This window comes from Qipengyuania vulgaris (assembly GCF_009827325.1).
Classification (GTDB): domain Bacteria; phylum Pseudomonadota; class Alphaproteobacteria; order Sphingomonadales; family Sphingomonadaceae; genus Qipengyuania; species Qipengyuania vulgaris.
Map to the genome: position 1 here is coordinate 64,723 of NZ_WTYC01000002.1, position 12,731 is coordinate 77,453.

The window sequence follows — 12,731 nt, forward strand, 5'->3', positions numbered from 1 at the left end:
ATATTAAGCGACACCCTAGGTCACCACGAATGACCTAGGGATGTAGGCGTGCGGTGCTGCTGCCCGCAGGAGTCCCTGCGGCAAGTCCGATATTTTCTGAAACCATCAGCCTTTAATGTGCCCTACGAGATCGGAAATCAAGGAGGTGAGATAGCACTCCTGCGGAGCTGCAGTGCTGGATGGGGCACCACCCTAGCAAGCGTTCCGTGGGACATGGCGAAAAGTGCGGTGCCGCTGCCTCTTGCACCCTACCAATCTTGTCTTCTTCCATAGCCAGGGCGCGCCATGGATGCGGCCCAATTGTGGGTCACAATCTCATTGCTTTTTTCGGTCACGCTAGTGCGAATTCCTAGGTCGGCATCTTGCGATGCGCCCAACAAATAACGGTGGTGATTATGATGCCCCGGAACGTCTGAGCTGGTTTTGGTTAATGACTACAACAACCGCGGAGCTTTGAATGTTCGAGCAGTTTCTGGGTCCTGATCATTTCGACATCATGCCCCATCTTGTTGCAATTGGATTAGCCTATCTATTGGCGTTCCCGATCGGCTGGAACAGGGAGAAATCAGAAAGAAGTGCCGGACTTCGGACTTTTCCTCTCGTAGCAGTTGCCAGCTGCGGCTTTATCCAGGCGGCGGAATCTATGACGGCCGACACTCCAGAAGCGATGGCCCGGATTGTGGAGGGTCTTATCACCGGCATGGGCTTTATCGGTGGTGGCGCCATTCTGCGCCTGAAGGACTCGGTCAAGGGCACCGCCACCGCCGCTAGCCTCTGGATAACCGGAGCTATTGGAGCCGCGGTTGGGCTTGGCAGCCTCGATGTAGCAATCATGCTTTCGGTCATAACCGTCGCCACACTATGGATCATGGCCCCCCTTAAACATTTTGGACACCTCGATAACGATGAGGCAGTCGAGGACAGCGAAATTGGACAACCCCGGGAGAAATGAGGCATGTCATTGATCACGCACGTTACGCGGAGCGAATCCCCAGGCGGTGAGAGAACTTTGCTCTCCTGATACTCCTTTATCCCACAGCAGTAAAAATCTCTAAAAGACTGGGATAACTCATATTTATGGCTAGACGCCGCCTTCTTCGGTCACAGGGGTGCGGCAATCACCGCATGCGAGATCAAGCTCTGATTGTTCCACACTGCAATGCATATGCTATAATATATATTTGAGTGATGAGATATGCGTTTGCATATTTCGATGGTTTTCAGCCGCGGTGATGATATGTAGGCGCATATACTCCTAGAGCAATATACGTGGAAACATATCGATGAGTGAAATCTCCGAAAGCATTAAAGCTGCTCGCGCAGCAAAAGGCTTCACCCAAAGACAGCTGGGCGAACGGGTAGGCCTGCCCCAAAGTCATATCTCGAAGATTGAGAGCGGCGCCGTGGACCTCCAACTCTCCAGCCTTATCGAGATCGCGCGGGCGCTCGATCTGGAGTTGAAGCTTGTGCCCCGCAAAACTCTACCAGCGATCGAGAGCGTCGTACGCTCTCAGCGGGAAAGACACGACACAAGCCGCGCGCTCACAACGATTGCCGAAACGAGAAGATTTGCTGAGCGCATCCGCGAGAACTTCCCAAGCGTCACCCAAGTAGATGAACTTCAAAAGGCCTTGAACAACATCGAGCCGGCTTATTTCAATCCCGAAATGCTCAGAGACATTCAGGAAGCATTGCAGCCGGTCGCCCACCTCAGAAAACACCTGCAAGATCTGGGTTGGGTTCTTGAAGACCAGGTGGGAACGAGAAAACTCGTGCGGCAAATCCAGAATGCGACCCGCGCACTCCAAAACATCAGAAATCTTCAAAGTCATGCGACGCATTTAGAGAATGCGCCTCGACTGCCGGCATATCGGCTCGAGGAGGACGACGAATGATCGACGCAGCAGCCCTCGATATCTTTCTCGGTAAAACGCGCGTTGGAACGATCGCCCGGCTCGATGGAGATGCCAGCATCTTCACATTCGACGAAACCTATCTGGCCAGTCCGGATAGGCAGACGCTTTCACTCGCCTACAAAGATGCCAACGGCGACATTCTCTCGGATACGCGAAGCTATCGCACCGTAATCGAGCCGTTCTTTTCCAACCTTCTACCCGAAGGCACACTTCGGGACTACCTGGCCCGGCGCGCCGGAGTGAAATCGGTCCGAGAATATCATCTACTCACACAGCTCGGGCACGATCTTCCGGGGGCAGTGCGGGCCGTCCCAGTGGATACAGAGGATACAGAGGCAGACGAGCCCGATGAAAATGCCGTGGAGCAACAGGGAAAGCGCGCGCTGCGCTTCTCGCTCGCCGGCGTGCAACTCAAGTTTTCAGCGGTCAAATCTCATGAGAAAAATGGAGGGCTAACCATCCCAATCACTGGCAGCGGGGGGGACTGGATCGTCAAGCTGCCTTCTGCCCGGCACCCCGACGTGCCGGAGGCGGAGTTTGCAGCGATGAGCCTAGCAGGCAAAATTGGGATCGATGTACCTGACAACGATCTGCTACCGCTGGATCGGATCGGCGGTCTACCCGAGGGCATCCACCGCTACGGGCAATCCGCTTTTACCATCCGGCGCTTCGATCGGGGCGCGGAGGGTGCGATACATATCGAAGATTTCGCTCAGGTATTCGGCGTCCTTGCGGAGCAAAAATACGAAAATGCCAGCTACCGTCAGATCCTCAGTGTGCTTGCCATCGAAACAGACGAGCAAAGCATATTGGAGTTCATTCGCCGCCTCACCTACTCGGTCCTGATCGGCAATGGCGACATGCATTTGAAGAACTGGTCCTTGATCTATCCCGACACGCGCAACGCGCTGCTAGCACCAGCCTATGACTTGCTTTCGACGCTCGCCTATATTCCGGGCGACGATGCGGCGTTGAAATTTCATCGTTCGCGAAATTGGACATCTTTCACCTACGACGAACTCGAGACGATCGCGGACAAGGCCAAACTGCCAGCACATTTGCTGATCTCGACGGCGAAAGAAACCGTTGCGCAATTCGACGAAGTCTGGAGCAGCGAAAGCGGCCACCTCCCCTTCCCCGGTGACGTGCGTATCGCAATTGAAAAGCACCGCAAATCTCTTGCGATTTGAGATGAACGATATGGCGCGGCAATCCGCAGACGCCTGCCAATCGGATCGACTCCCCGACCCAGGACTGAATTCACCATGATCATCGCCCTGCTCTTCAACTGGCGAGCTACGAGCAGTCCGGGAATTATTGGCACGAGATCAGAAAAGAGGTGTTCGGAACGCAAATCATCCAGAACTCCGGACAGCACATGAAGCTCTCGATCGGCGACGTGCTCGTCGGACTAAAGAGGGGACAAGATCCTCAAGCGCTGTTCATGGCGGCTTTTGGAAATAGCGAATGGGGGATGATCCATGAACAACGGTTGTGCGACGGATTCCCAACCGTTTTTCGGGATGATCTTCGAAAACATGCCTCGCGCATTGGCGTCCGATCTTCATGCCGCGCTCGAAGACCACGATGGCTACCTCGGTCCGATTTCAATGCACTTCGAGGTCCCGGCTCATCTAGCTCTCCATCGGCTTCGTCTGCCCACCGAGTTCCGCCTTCAGGGCAAGATGTTTCGTCAATTCTACCGCATGGGCAATCGGGAAGGTTACAAGGTGGAGGACCTCAACGAGATGAAGCAGTTGGGCTATCCTCGGGCGGTGAGAGAATTTTGCTCTCCTGATACTCCTTTATCCCACAACGTTGTAAATTTCTAAAACGTGGGATAAATCACGCGCATGGCCATCATTCGCCCCTTTTCGCCGGAGCAGGAACGCGCGCTGATTAATATGCACCAACGTTACGATGCATGGATCGACGCCGAGCGGGACTTAATCGCCCTTCCGTACGACCTGCGCCGCAAGAAAGTCGGCGAATACGAGTATCTCTATGAGATCTACGACCGCTCGGGCAACGGCACGAGCCTCGGGGCATGGGATGAAGAGAAGCAGCGCCTGTTTGACGAATACCGCGAACGAAAAAAATCCGCCAAGCAGCGCCGCGAAGGTGCGAGCGCAGCACTTTCCGAAAGTAGCCGTATTGCTCGCGCGCTCCGCCTACCCCTCCTCTCCGCAGATGCCGGACCGATTCTGCGGGAGGCGGATCGCCGCGGTCTGCTCGGATCCCACCTTCTGGTTGTCGGCACCAATGCCATGGCGGCCTATTCGATCGAAGCCGCGGGCAGTTTCATCGACGTGCCTGACGAGACCGAGGACTTCGACCTCGCCTGGGCAGCGGAGGAAGAAGCGGGCGAAGCTCTAGTTTGGGACATGCTGAAAGCCGTCGACCCGACTTTTGCAATTAATTCCGAACGTGATTTCCAGGCGCGCAACGCCAAGGCTTATGAGGTCGAGATCCTCGTCGCACCTTCGCGTGCTGAGACACTCGGTACGAAGGATCGGCCTAAACCCGTACCTCTCCCCGAACAGGAATGGCTGCTTCCCGGGCGCCGGATTGACCAGGTCGTGCCCTGCCGCGATGGTACGCCGGCGCGCATCGTTGCGCCCGATCCGCGCTGGTTCGCGCTGCACAAGCTATGGCTGGGCGCGCAGGCCAAGCGCAATCCTCTGAAGCGCCGGAAGGACACCGCACAAGGCTACGCCCTGCTCGATGCCATCGCCGAAGCCATGCCGCACTACGATGTTAGCGAGGACTTCGCTGACGGGCTTCCTGCGGAATTGACACCCTTCTTCGAAGAGTGGCGTTCACGCAGGCTCCGGGAGAACAAGCAATGAGCCCGTGGTCACGTTCGTATCCCGAACACTGAATGTTGATCTACGCTCCGAGTTTAGGCTTCGCACGTTCGGTGTCCCATCCGGGACCTAGGCATGGATTATGCTCATTCTGCGAACGACGATCGCGACGGAGAAAAGGAGTGACGGGACAGCTACACAAGAATGTAGCACAAGAATCGCAGTAGCTCTTAGAAACCGCAGAAATCCGTCACTTTCTACCCGAAATTTTGGTTTGGAATCCTCTCTCTGGAACCGAATTCAAGCATACAAGATCGTCTTACCGGCTTGAACTTGCACAGTCGCACCTCCGGTAAATCCCTTAAGGTGGCTCCCATAGGGTGATCATCCAAATTTCGCGATCCCAAAGATCACCATACTCAGGACATCCGCAGCGCCACTAACGCGCCGCCACAAAAAGCGAACCGTCACTGACCGGATGGTCGGCCGGAAAGCTGTGTTGCTTGCCATTCTATGATGCCCCGGCGAACTAAATACCGGTGGCATCGGAAAGGATCTATCTGATGCCTGATACCGCTCTTCACACACCAGCCCCGACATTCACACCCAGCCCTCACGATCTTCGTCCGAAAGCTCTGGTTTCTGTCGCCCCGTTCGAAGCGAACGACAACGAGACTAACCTACTCCGGCTACGGCCAGAAGCTCGGATGTTCGAGCTGCCTACCGCAGTCTGGGGGTTAATGATCGGAAGCTACGCTATCTTTCTCCTTGCCCTGCTCGGGGCAACGGGAGGTGCGCATGCCGCGTTCGCAATCACAATTTCAGCAGCTTATGTCACCATGTTTTTTGGAACGGCCCGTGTGATGCTGCGCCAGTCCCCTCCGCAGGCGCGTAGCGCTTTGAACCACGCCGGTTCGGTTCTCCAAACTGCATATGGACCTTTACCAAGAGGTGCGGTTTTCGGGCAGGTTCTTATCGTCCCCGCAGTGGTCGCGTTTTTCGGAATAGGTATCTGCATTATCAGCGCAGTAGTCATGTGACGGGATCGGAAAGAGGATACTGCCATGTTTTGTGAACACTGCGGCGAACTAGCTCCTCCAGGTCCCTTGGACCTTCGCAACTGCGCTCCAAGGCCGAAATCATCATCAGGATTTCTGAAACTCATGTCCGCTAGTTTGGTGAACTGGCTGAGAAACCTGTTCAAAGATCATAAAGTTTGAACTTTGAAATCTCCCCTCTGTCGGGCGAGGCAAGCGTCACTTATCGCTGCGGTCTGGGTGACCCGCGCAGCGCTAGTTGGGTTCCGTCATAATTGCGTCACGCAACTCAACGTATCGACGTGCTACGTTCATCCATAATTCCTGCCCGCCGCTGTCGCCTTGGGATTCGAAGTGAAGCACCCGTTCAGCGATGAAGCGCTCCGCATCTTCACCGTGTTCCCGGTCCACCCACAGAGCCATGGCCCAGATTTCCTGCTCGCGCGTAACCGTCATTCGATCACTTCCCCAGTTACCTGCCCGAGCCTCGCGACAGGGCTGCCCGGCGAGAACGAAAATTCGCACGAAAGGGTCTTTCTACGGTCAATCATTGCGGCACCAAGGTTCGCGCCGACCCGACCAGGTTCGCGCCAATCCCTCTTTTACCAGCTGCGTGCCTATTGAGCGTCCTGAACGGTGCAGCGTCGCGAGGGTCCTCCCGTAGCGGTCCTTGCCATTACGGGTTATTTCGAAAGCATCGGCGTTCAATAACTGCATAAGCCTGTCGCGCGACCGAATGGCCAAAGCTCGTTCGTATGCGCACGCACCGTTCAGTTCCGGCGTATCAATATCCGCTATCCGGATCTTCTCTCCTTCGAACCATGCGGTGTCGCCGTCGTGAACACAGTGGTCTCGTGGTCCGGTGGAGCAAACGGCAAGTGCGGCGGCAAAGAAAAGCATAGAGGGAACCTAGCGGTTCATCGCGCAATTTCCTACTCAGAACAAATATGGAACATGAGCCGTTTCGATTCGGAGATAAACATGCTTGTTCTCAGTCCCTCCATGTTCGCTGCCACAGCTTGTGTGATCACCCCTTGGCTGCACTGATCTGGTCGGAGCGCCGTAAACCATGAGCTCGAAGCGTCTCGATACGATCGCCGATTATACCCGTCACGGATATACCCTGCGCGTGGACTGTCTGAAGTGCCGCCGGGTTGCGATTATCAATCTCCTGGAACTCACATTGAGGTGTCAGGAGCGCGGATGGTCCAAGCAAATTGCTGCAGTCGAAAGGCGCTTGCGGTATTCACAATGCGGTAATCGTGCGGTCAGATTGGGACCGGCATTCGGTCCGTCACCTAGAGCGTCTGAACAGAGTTGATGTGAGCCAGAACTCGAAGGCTGGCGACGGAACCGGCTCCGTCACACGGAGTTCCTTCCGTATGTTGATCGACGAACGGACCCGGATCGAGGGTGAAGACGAACTGCGTGCCCGTATCGCCCAGCCTGACTTTCCCTGTGTGGGCGCGAAGTCGGCCTTGGCGAAGGGCACGCTAAAGACGCTCGTGTGCCATAGCCTCGACAGTGGCTGGGACGATGTGCTCATTCACCGAGAGCTCATGGAATGGGCAGAGGACTACAAGTCCGATCCCACGGGGCTCCGAAGTCTAGCAGCGGTATTTTCAGGGCCAGATGGGCTAAGTGAACCTGAGTTCGAAGCCCTGATGTGGACGCGAATCCAGTCCTTTGCCGACAAGGACCATTGGCTGGGCCAGCGATACGACCACCGTGTTAGTGCCGACCCTTCGGATCCGCATTTCTCATTGAGTTTCGGGGGCGAGGCTTTCTTTGTGGTGGGCCTTCATCCCCTCGCCTCGAGGCCGGCACGACGATTCCCACGACCCACGTTGGTTTTCAATCTTCACGCCCAGTTCGAGCAATTGCGAGAAGAAGGCCGTTATGAGCGAATGCGGGAAAAGATACTCGAGCGAGATATAGACTTGGCCGGTTCACTCAATCCGATGCTGGCGCGGCACGGCGAAGTAAGTGAGGCGCGTCAGTACAGCGGTCGTCTGGTGGCCGATGACTGGTCCTGTCCCTTTCGCGACAAGCGCGCCAGTGAGGAAGCATGACCGAAATCATTGCGCCCCGGAGCGGTACCGCCTTCACTCTCGAGCGCGGACAATTGCTGAAGGTCATTGACCCGGAGGGTACCCAAGTCAGCGACCTGCTAGCCTTTGCAGCCGATGACGTGCGCGAGGCGCTCTCCAACGGGCGCACCTTCGACTATGAAGAAACGTTGCGGATGGGCGCGGGCAATCGTCTGTGGTCGAACCGGTCGCAGATTATGTTGAGCATAATTGAAGACACCGTCGGAACGCATGATTTCCTGCTCACGCCGTGCAGCGAAGCGACGTTCCGCCATTTCTATCCTGAGGAACCGGTCCATCGCGGCTGCTTTGGCAATCTGGCTGAAGCCTTGGCGCCCTTCGGGATCGAACCCGATCAGATCCCCTGCGCCTTCAACGTGTTTATGAACGTTCCGGTTACTCCCGATGGCAAGCTTCGTGTTGACCCGCCGGTCAGCATGCCGGGTGACTACATCCGCCTGCGAGCGGAGATGGATCTGATAATTGGTCTCACTGCCTGTTCCGCCTATGCCTCGAATGGAGGGAGCTTCAAGCCCATCCACTACGAGATTGAGAAATAGTCCTTTTCGAAATGGAGCGGATTGCGTTCCTGCGCTCCGGAAATCTGTGACGCTCAATACCCGCCACAGATCGCGGCGACGAGCTGCAGTTGCATTTCCTAGGCGTGGAAAGTTCGGTGCGACAAAGCCTCAATGGCGTCTCCGGGGCAGTTGGCAATCGATCCCGGCAGCCCGAGATTCCGGTTGAATACACATTTTTACCTGCTTGAAATGGAACGCGTCTTCTTTTCTGTGGGGTTGGCAACTCAGTTTCTCCAACACCAGCGCCCAGTCTTTCAGGTTAGAACGGCGCGTCTCTTTCTATGGGATGAAAAAGCTGTATTCTCAGCCAATGAGAGTTACTGCTTGCCTTATGGCCCTGATGCTTGCCGGATGCCAATCGACAGCCTCCGATCCTGTTTCATCTACCGCAGTTTCGGCGGGAGGGTTCAAGAAGGACACGCCCGAATGGCGGGGCGAGAAATTTGCTAACAATCGTTGTGCGAGGTGCCATTCCGTCGGTTTCGCCGAAACCTCGCCGCTGTCAAATGCGCCAAGCTTCTCCGAAATTGCGAACACCCGGGATCTGACGGCGGCGAGCCTGGCAGAGTGGATGAAAAGCCACGAGAACTATCCCGACGAGATGTATTTCCAGATACCAGAGGAGCACATCGACGACGTAGTGGCCTACATGATCACGCTGCGCCGACCAGACTGACACTGGGACCGCCGCATAGCGACCAAATAGCGTTCCCCCGGTCCAGCCAACTCCCCTCATTATGTCGATCGCAACTCTCTCGCAGACCAAGGTCAGCGCCGGCGCGAGCAAGGTTGTACGGCGGCGGTAGGTGGTCTTTACGGAAAGACGTAACTGGAAAGGTTTTTCAGGCCTGAACGTATGAGTTTACGGTAAAATAGGTTCCGTGCTTGCGGGCGACGTTCTGAGTGCCGCACACTTGGTGTGTTTCCCTGCCTTGGCACCTTGACGTGGCAAGCCGCAGGCGCGCTGAAAGGAGAAATCTTAACTCTCAGATGCTTGGGGTATTTCCGGCTCGGGTCCCTGTCACCCTCGCCACTCCCTTACATTTGCGAATTCAGCCCGCATCGCTAAGCCCTGCGACATGAGCGAGACCGATCCGCACAAAACTCCCGTTATCATTGGCGTGGGTCAGATCAACGACCGTCCGGAGGATCCGCGCGACGGCCTCGACCCGATCGGCCTGATGGCAGAGGCCTTGCGAAGGGCAGATCAAGATGCGGGCGGCGGATGGCTGGCGGATTGCGATTCGCTTTCGGTCGTGGCGCAGCTGGCGTGGCCGCAGCTAAACCCGGTCGATGGCAAGCTGGCCAAGATGCTCAGCCTCAATCCGGTACATAGCATGCAGACCGCAATGCCGAGTGGAGACAGCCCGGTCCTGTTGTTGCACGAAGCTGCGAACCGGATCGCGCGCGGAGATGCACAGATATGCTCCGTCGTCGGAGGTGAGGCTCTGCGCACGGCAGCGAAACTCGTTACTTCGAAAGCCAGCGAAAACGGAGAGAAGCCCAATGCGCTGCGCGATGCAAACCATCGCAAGCGAACCGGTTATGCGCAGACCTATGGGCTAGTGCTGCCGACCGACGTCTACCCGCTCTACGAGAACGCCAGCCGCGCCGCTTATGGGCAAACCCTTGAAGAAGGCCAAGCAGAGAGCGGAGTTATCTGGTCGAAAATGAGCGAGGTCGCCGCCGGGAACGAGAGCGCGTGGATACGCAGGCCAGTCGGTCCCCGCGCCATCGTCACGCCGACACCCGACAACAGGCCCATCGCTTTTCCCTATACCAAGCTGCAGGTCGCCAATTCCTCAGTGAATCAGGGTGCCGGCTTTCTGGTCACCAGCTTGGCCGAAGCGCGGGCGCGGGGCATTCCCGAAAGCCATCTGGTATTCCTGGGCTATGGAGCGGCGGCGCATGAAGATGCCGATTTCCTTGCCCGTGACGATTACGAGGCTTCGCCGAGCCTGGCGGTATCGATCGAGCGGGCATTGAATTTGAACGGGATTTCGACCTCAGATCTCGCCCATGTCGAGCTGTATTCCTGCTTCCCCTGCGTTCCCAAGATGGCGCGGCGTGTTCTCGACTGGCCCCTCGATAAGCCCATGACCGTCTTTGGCGGTCTTACCTTTGGCGGGGGCCCCGTTGGCAATTACATGAGCCATGCGATTGCAGAGATGGTTTCGCGCCTCAGGGGAACTTCCAGTAAGGGCCTGCTGTTCGCCAACGGCGGTTATGCGACACATAACCACACGCTCGTTCTGTCCGGCGCGCAAACCGGAGCGCTATTCCCGCAAGATTTTGATTTTCAGGGCGAGGCAGACAGCCGGCGGGGCAGTATTCCGGAACTCGACGAGGCCTATTCGGGCGATGCGACCATCGAGACCTATACCGTTCATTACGGCCGCGAAGGATCTCCGCGATCGGGCGTAATCGTGGCGCGAACGTCTGCCGGCGGGCGAACACTGGCGCTTGTCCCTCCATCGGATGCGGAAACCATCTCGTTCCTGACCTCCGGCGCTCCCGAATCGGTTGGTCGCGCGGGATTGATAAGCCGTGATGAAGAAGGCATGGGGCTTTGGCGCATGCCAGCGAACCCTGCTGAAAAAACGGATTGAGGTTTTCAAGACAGGCTGATGCCCGACGAAGTATGGACACCAATACGGCACGTCTATGTTGCCGGTCAGTGGGTCGCTGCGGCGAGCCGCCAGGACTTTGTCGGTGCTGCGCACGCCGATGCCGATTATGCCGACAGGCACGGCCGGGTTCGCACACGCCTGATCTTCGATGCAAACGGACAAGGCACGTCGCTCGCCCGCACCAGGCCCGATTTCCGCGAGGCGCTGGCGCATGCGGATGTCGTCCATGCAGACGGACAGTTCATTGTGAACATGGCTCGCCGTTATTGTGCCGAGCCAATTCCCGAACGCGCGCCGACAACCGACATGATCATGGACTTCGCGAAGCGCTGCGAACAGAGCGGCCGCAGCTTCTATCTGCTCGGCGCCTCCGAAGAAACCAACGCCGATTGCGCTCGGATTCTGCAGGAAATGTATCCGCGGCTGAAGATCGTCGGCCGCCATCACGGCTATTTCAATGGCAGCGAAGAGCAAATCCTCGCCGATATCGCGGACAAGAGGCCCGATTTCCTCTGGGTCGGCCTCGGCAAACCGCTGGAACAAAAATTTTGTGCCGAATATGCTCATCGGATCGACGCGGTCTGGACCATTACCTGCGGCGGATGCTTCAACTTCATCACTGGAGAATACCGGCGCGCGCCCGAATGGATGCAGAATTCCGGGCTCGAATGGGTGCACCGGATGTTCACCCAGCCCAAGCACCTGTTCTGGCGATATTTGACCACGACGCCGCACGCCCTGACGATCGCCCTGCGCCAGTCCGACAAGCGGTTGAAGGTCATGAAGTACGACACGCCTTTCGAGGCGAACTGAGCAGGTAGGTTGCCTTTCCAGACCTGTTTCCCCAAGACATCGCAAACACCGATTTGACGGGAACGGGAAATGAGCGACTTCGAAACCATCCGCGCGGATAGCAGCGGCAGTATCCTGACCATAACCCTGAACCGCCCTGAACGGCTCAACGCTTGTCCTCCCGGCATGGCCGACGAGATTTTCGCGGCGATCCGCGATCTTGGTGATGCCCGCGCCGTGGTCCTGAAAGGAGAGGGCCGCGCTTTCTGTTCGGGCGCCGATCTTGCTGGAAATGCGGAAATGTCGATCAGCGGCGGCGACCGTGCCTATGCATCGCTGAGCCAGCATTACAATCCGATGATCCAAGCACTCGCTACCCTTCCGGTGCCGGTCGTCTCCGTCGTCCAGGGACCGGCTGCAGGAGTTGGATGCTCCATCGCACTTGCTGCCGATTTTGTCATCGCGGGCAAGAGCGGATATTTCCTCCAAGCGTTCGCCAATATCGGGCTCGTGCCCGACGGCGGTTCGAGCTGGATGCTGCCCCGACTCATCGGGACCGCCCAGGCGACCCGCATGATGATGCTGGGCGAGAAGATCCATGCCGAAGAGGCGGAGCGTCTCGGTCTGATATACAAGTGTGTCGAAGACGAATCGCTGGAAGGCGAGGTTCAAGCATTGGCCGAGCGGTTAGCAAACGGCCCTACGGTGGCGCTCGGCCTGATGAAACAGACGCTTCGCGACGGACTTTCACAGGATTTGGCAACCACGCTTGGCGCAGAGGCGAAGGCCCAGCGTTCGGCGGGAAACACGCAGGATGCCGTTGAAGGCGCCATGGCGTTCCTTCAGAAGCGGAAGGCAGATTTCAAGGGAAGTTGAGG

14 protein-coding genes are annotated in these 12,731 nt (G+C 57.0%); 12 read left to right on the forward strand and 2 right to left on the reverse strand.

Going from position 1 to position 12,731, the window contains the following annotated elements:
* Positions 1-457 precede the first annotated feature (457 nt).
* The 6 genes from GRI69_RS04615 to GRI69_RS04640 all read left to right on the forward strand — a co-directional run bounded on the left by GRI69_RS04615 (position 458) and on the right by GRI69_RS04640 (position 5,763).
* Entirely contained in the window at positions 458-952 is a 495-nt protein-coding gene (locus GRI69_RS04615) for an MgtC/SapB family protein (RefSeq protein WP_160727108.1), read from the forward strand.
* 331 nt (positions 953-1,283) lie between these two features.
* On the forward strand, positions 1,284-1,895 hold the full coding sequence (locus GRI69_RS04620) for a DUF3261 domain-containing protein (protein ID WP_160727109.1): 612 nt from the start codon (positions 1,284-1,286) through the stop codon (positions 1,893-1,895).
* Positions 1,892-3,106 carry a type II toxin-antitoxin system HipA family toxin gene (locus tag GRI69_RS04625; protein ID WP_160727110.1) on the forward strand — a complete coding sequence of 405 codons (1,215 nt, stop codon included), beginning with the start codon at positions 1,892-1,894 and terminating at the stop codon, positions 3,104-3,106. The genes GRI69_RS04620 and GRI69_RS04625 overlap by 4 nt, the downstream gene beginning before the upstream one ends.
* A 291-nt stretch (positions 3,107-3,397) precedes the next feature.
* Positions 3,398-3,748 carry a hypothetical protein gene (locus GRI69_RS04630; RefSeq protein ID WP_160727111.1) on the forward strand — a complete coding sequence of 117 codons (351 nt, stop codon included), beginning with the start codon at positions 3,398-3,400 and terminating at the stop codon, positions 3,746-3,748.
* A gap of 21 nt (positions 3,749-3,769) precedes the next feature.
* Positions 3,770-4,765, forward strand: coding sequence for a GSU2403 family nucleotidyltransferase fold protein (locus GRI69_RS04635; protein ID WP_160727112.1), 996 nt, complete (start codon positions 3,770-3,772; stop codon positions 4,763-4,765).
* Positions 4,766-5,286: 521 nt separating this feature from the next.
* Positions 5,287-5,763, forward strand: coding sequence for a hypothetical protein (locus GRI69_RS04640; protein WP_160727113.1), 477 nt, complete (start codon positions 5,287-5,289; stop codon positions 5,761-5,763).
* Positions 5,764-6,015: 252 nt separating this feature from the next.
* Here the strand turns inward: GRI69_RS04640 and GRI69_RS04645 are convergent, their stop codons facing one another.
* Together GRI69_RS04645 and GRI69_RS04650 are read right to left on the reverse strand one after the other, a co-directional pair.
* Entirely contained in the window at positions 6,016-6,216 is a 201-nt protein-coding gene (locus GRI69_RS04645) for a DUF6961 family protein (RefSeq protein WP_160727114.1), read from the reverse strand.
* A gap of 87 nt (positions 6,217-6,303) precedes the next feature.
* Positions 6,304-6,660 carry a thermonuclease family protein gene (locus tag GRI69_RS04650; RefSeq protein ID WP_160727115.1) on the reverse strand — a complete coding sequence of 119 codons (357 nt, stop codon included), beginning with the start codon at positions 6,658-6,660 and terminating at the stop codon, positions 6,304-6,306.
* A gap of 482 nt (positions 6,661-7,142) precedes the next feature.
* Here GRI69_RS04650 and gntA point away from each other — a divergent pair, with 482 nt between their 5' ends.
* The 6 genes from gntA to GRI69_RS04680 all read left to right on the forward strand — a co-directional run bounded on the left by gntA (position 7,143) and on the right by GRI69_RS04680 (position 12,729).
* Positions 7,143-7,832, forward strand: a complete 690-nt coding sequence (gene gntA, locus GRI69_RS04655; RefSeq protein WP_160727116.1) for a guanitoxin biosynthesis heme-dependent pre-guanitoxin N-hydroxylase GntA — start codon at positions 7,143-7,145, stop codon at positions 7,830-7,832.
* Positions 7,829-8,410 carry a DUF1989 domain-containing protein gene (locus GRI69_RS04660; RefSeq protein WP_160727117.1) on the forward strand — a complete coding sequence of 194 codons (582 nt, stop codon included), beginning with the start codon at positions 7,829-7,831 and terminating at the stop codon, positions 8,408-8,410. The genes gntA and GRI69_RS04660 overlap by 4 nt, the downstream gene beginning before the upstream one ends.
* A gap of 352 nt (positions 8,411-8,762) precedes the next feature.
* Positions 8,763-9,107, forward strand: a complete 345-nt coding sequence (locus GRI69_RS04665; protein ID WP_237452947.1) for a c-type cytochrome — start codon at positions 8,763-8,765, stop codon at positions 9,105-9,107.
* 403 nt (positions 9,108-9,510) lie between these two features.
* Positions 9,511-11,040, forward strand: coding sequence for an acetyl-CoA acetyltransferase (locus tag GRI69_RS04670; protein WP_160727119.1), 1,530 nt, complete (start codon positions 9,511-9,513; stop codon positions 11,038-11,040).
* 18 nt (positions 11,041-11,058) lie between these two features.
* Positions 11,059-11,874: a WecB/TagA/CpsF family glycosyltransferase gene (locus GRI69_RS04675; RefSeq protein ID WP_160727120.1), complete on the forward strand. Its 816-nt coding sequence runs from the start codon at positions 11,059-11,061 to the stop codon at positions 11,872-11,874.
* 69 nt (positions 11,875-11,943) lie between these two features.
* Entirely contained in the window at positions 11,944-12,729 is a 786-nt protein-coding gene (locus GRI69_RS04680; protein ID WP_160727121.1) for an enoyl-CoA hydratase-related protein, read from the forward strand.
* Positions 12,730-12,731 lie beyond the last annotated feature (2 nt).

Excerpts from the sequence above, each read along its gene's own strand:
- GRI69_RS04675 (WP_160727120.1), top strand. The coding sequence starts at position 11,059 with ATGCCCGACGAAGTATGGACACCAATACGGCACGTCTATGTTGCCGGT.
- GRI69_RS04670 (WP_160727119.1), top strand. The coding sequence starts at position 9,511 with ATGAGCGAGACCGATCCGCACAAAACTCCCGTTATCATTGGCGTGGGT.
- GRI69_RS04665 (WP_237452947.1), top strand. The coding sequence starts at position 8,763 with ATGGCCCTGATGCTTGCCGGATGCCAATCGACAGCCTCCGATCCTGTT.
- GRI69_RS04680 (WP_160727121.1), top strand. The coding sequence starts at position 11,944 with ATGAGCGACTTCGAAACCATCCGCGCGGATAGCAGCGGCAGTATCCTG.
- GRI69_RS04640 (WP_160727113.1), top strand. The coding sequence starts at position 5,287 with ATGCCTGATACCGCTCTTCACACACCAGCCCCGACATTCACACCCAGC.
- gntA (WP_160727116.1), top strand. The coding sequence starts at position 7,143 with ATGTTGATCGACGAACGGACCCGGATCGAGGGTGAAGACGAACTGCGT.
- GRI69_RS04660 (WP_160727117.1), top strand. The coding sequence starts at position 7,829 with ATGACCGAAATCATTGCGCCCCGGAGCGGTACCGCCTTCACTCTCGAG.
- GRI69_RS04645 (WP_160727114.1), bottom strand. The coding sequence starts at position 6,216 with ATGACGGTTACGCGCGAGCAGGAAATCTGGGCCATGGCTCTGTGGGTG.
- GRI69_RS04625 (WP_160727110.1), top strand. The coding sequence starts at position 1,892 with ATGATCGACGCAGCAGCCCTCGATATCTTTCTCGGTAAAACGCGCGTT.
- GRI69_RS04615 (WP_160727108.1), top strand. The coding sequence starts at position 458 with ATGTTCGAGCAGTTTCTGGGTCCTGATCATTTCGACATCATGCCCCAT.
- GRI69_RS04630 (WP_160727111.1), top strand. The coding sequence starts at position 3,398 with ATGAACAACGGTTGTGCGACGGATTCCCAACCGTTTTTCGGGATGATC.
- GRI69_RS04635 (WP_160727112.1), top strand. The coding sequence starts at position 3,770 with ATGGCCATCATTCGCCCCTTTTCGCCGGAGCAGGAACGCGCGCTGATT.
- GRI69_RS04650 (WP_160727115.1), bottom strand. The coding sequence starts at position 6,660 with ATGCTTTTCTTTGCCGCCGCACTTGCCGTTTGCTCCACCGGACCACGA.
- GRI69_RS04620 (WP_160727109.1), top strand. The coding sequence starts at position 1,284 with ATGAGTGAAATCTCCGAAAGCATTAAAGCTGCTCGCGCAGCAAAAGGC.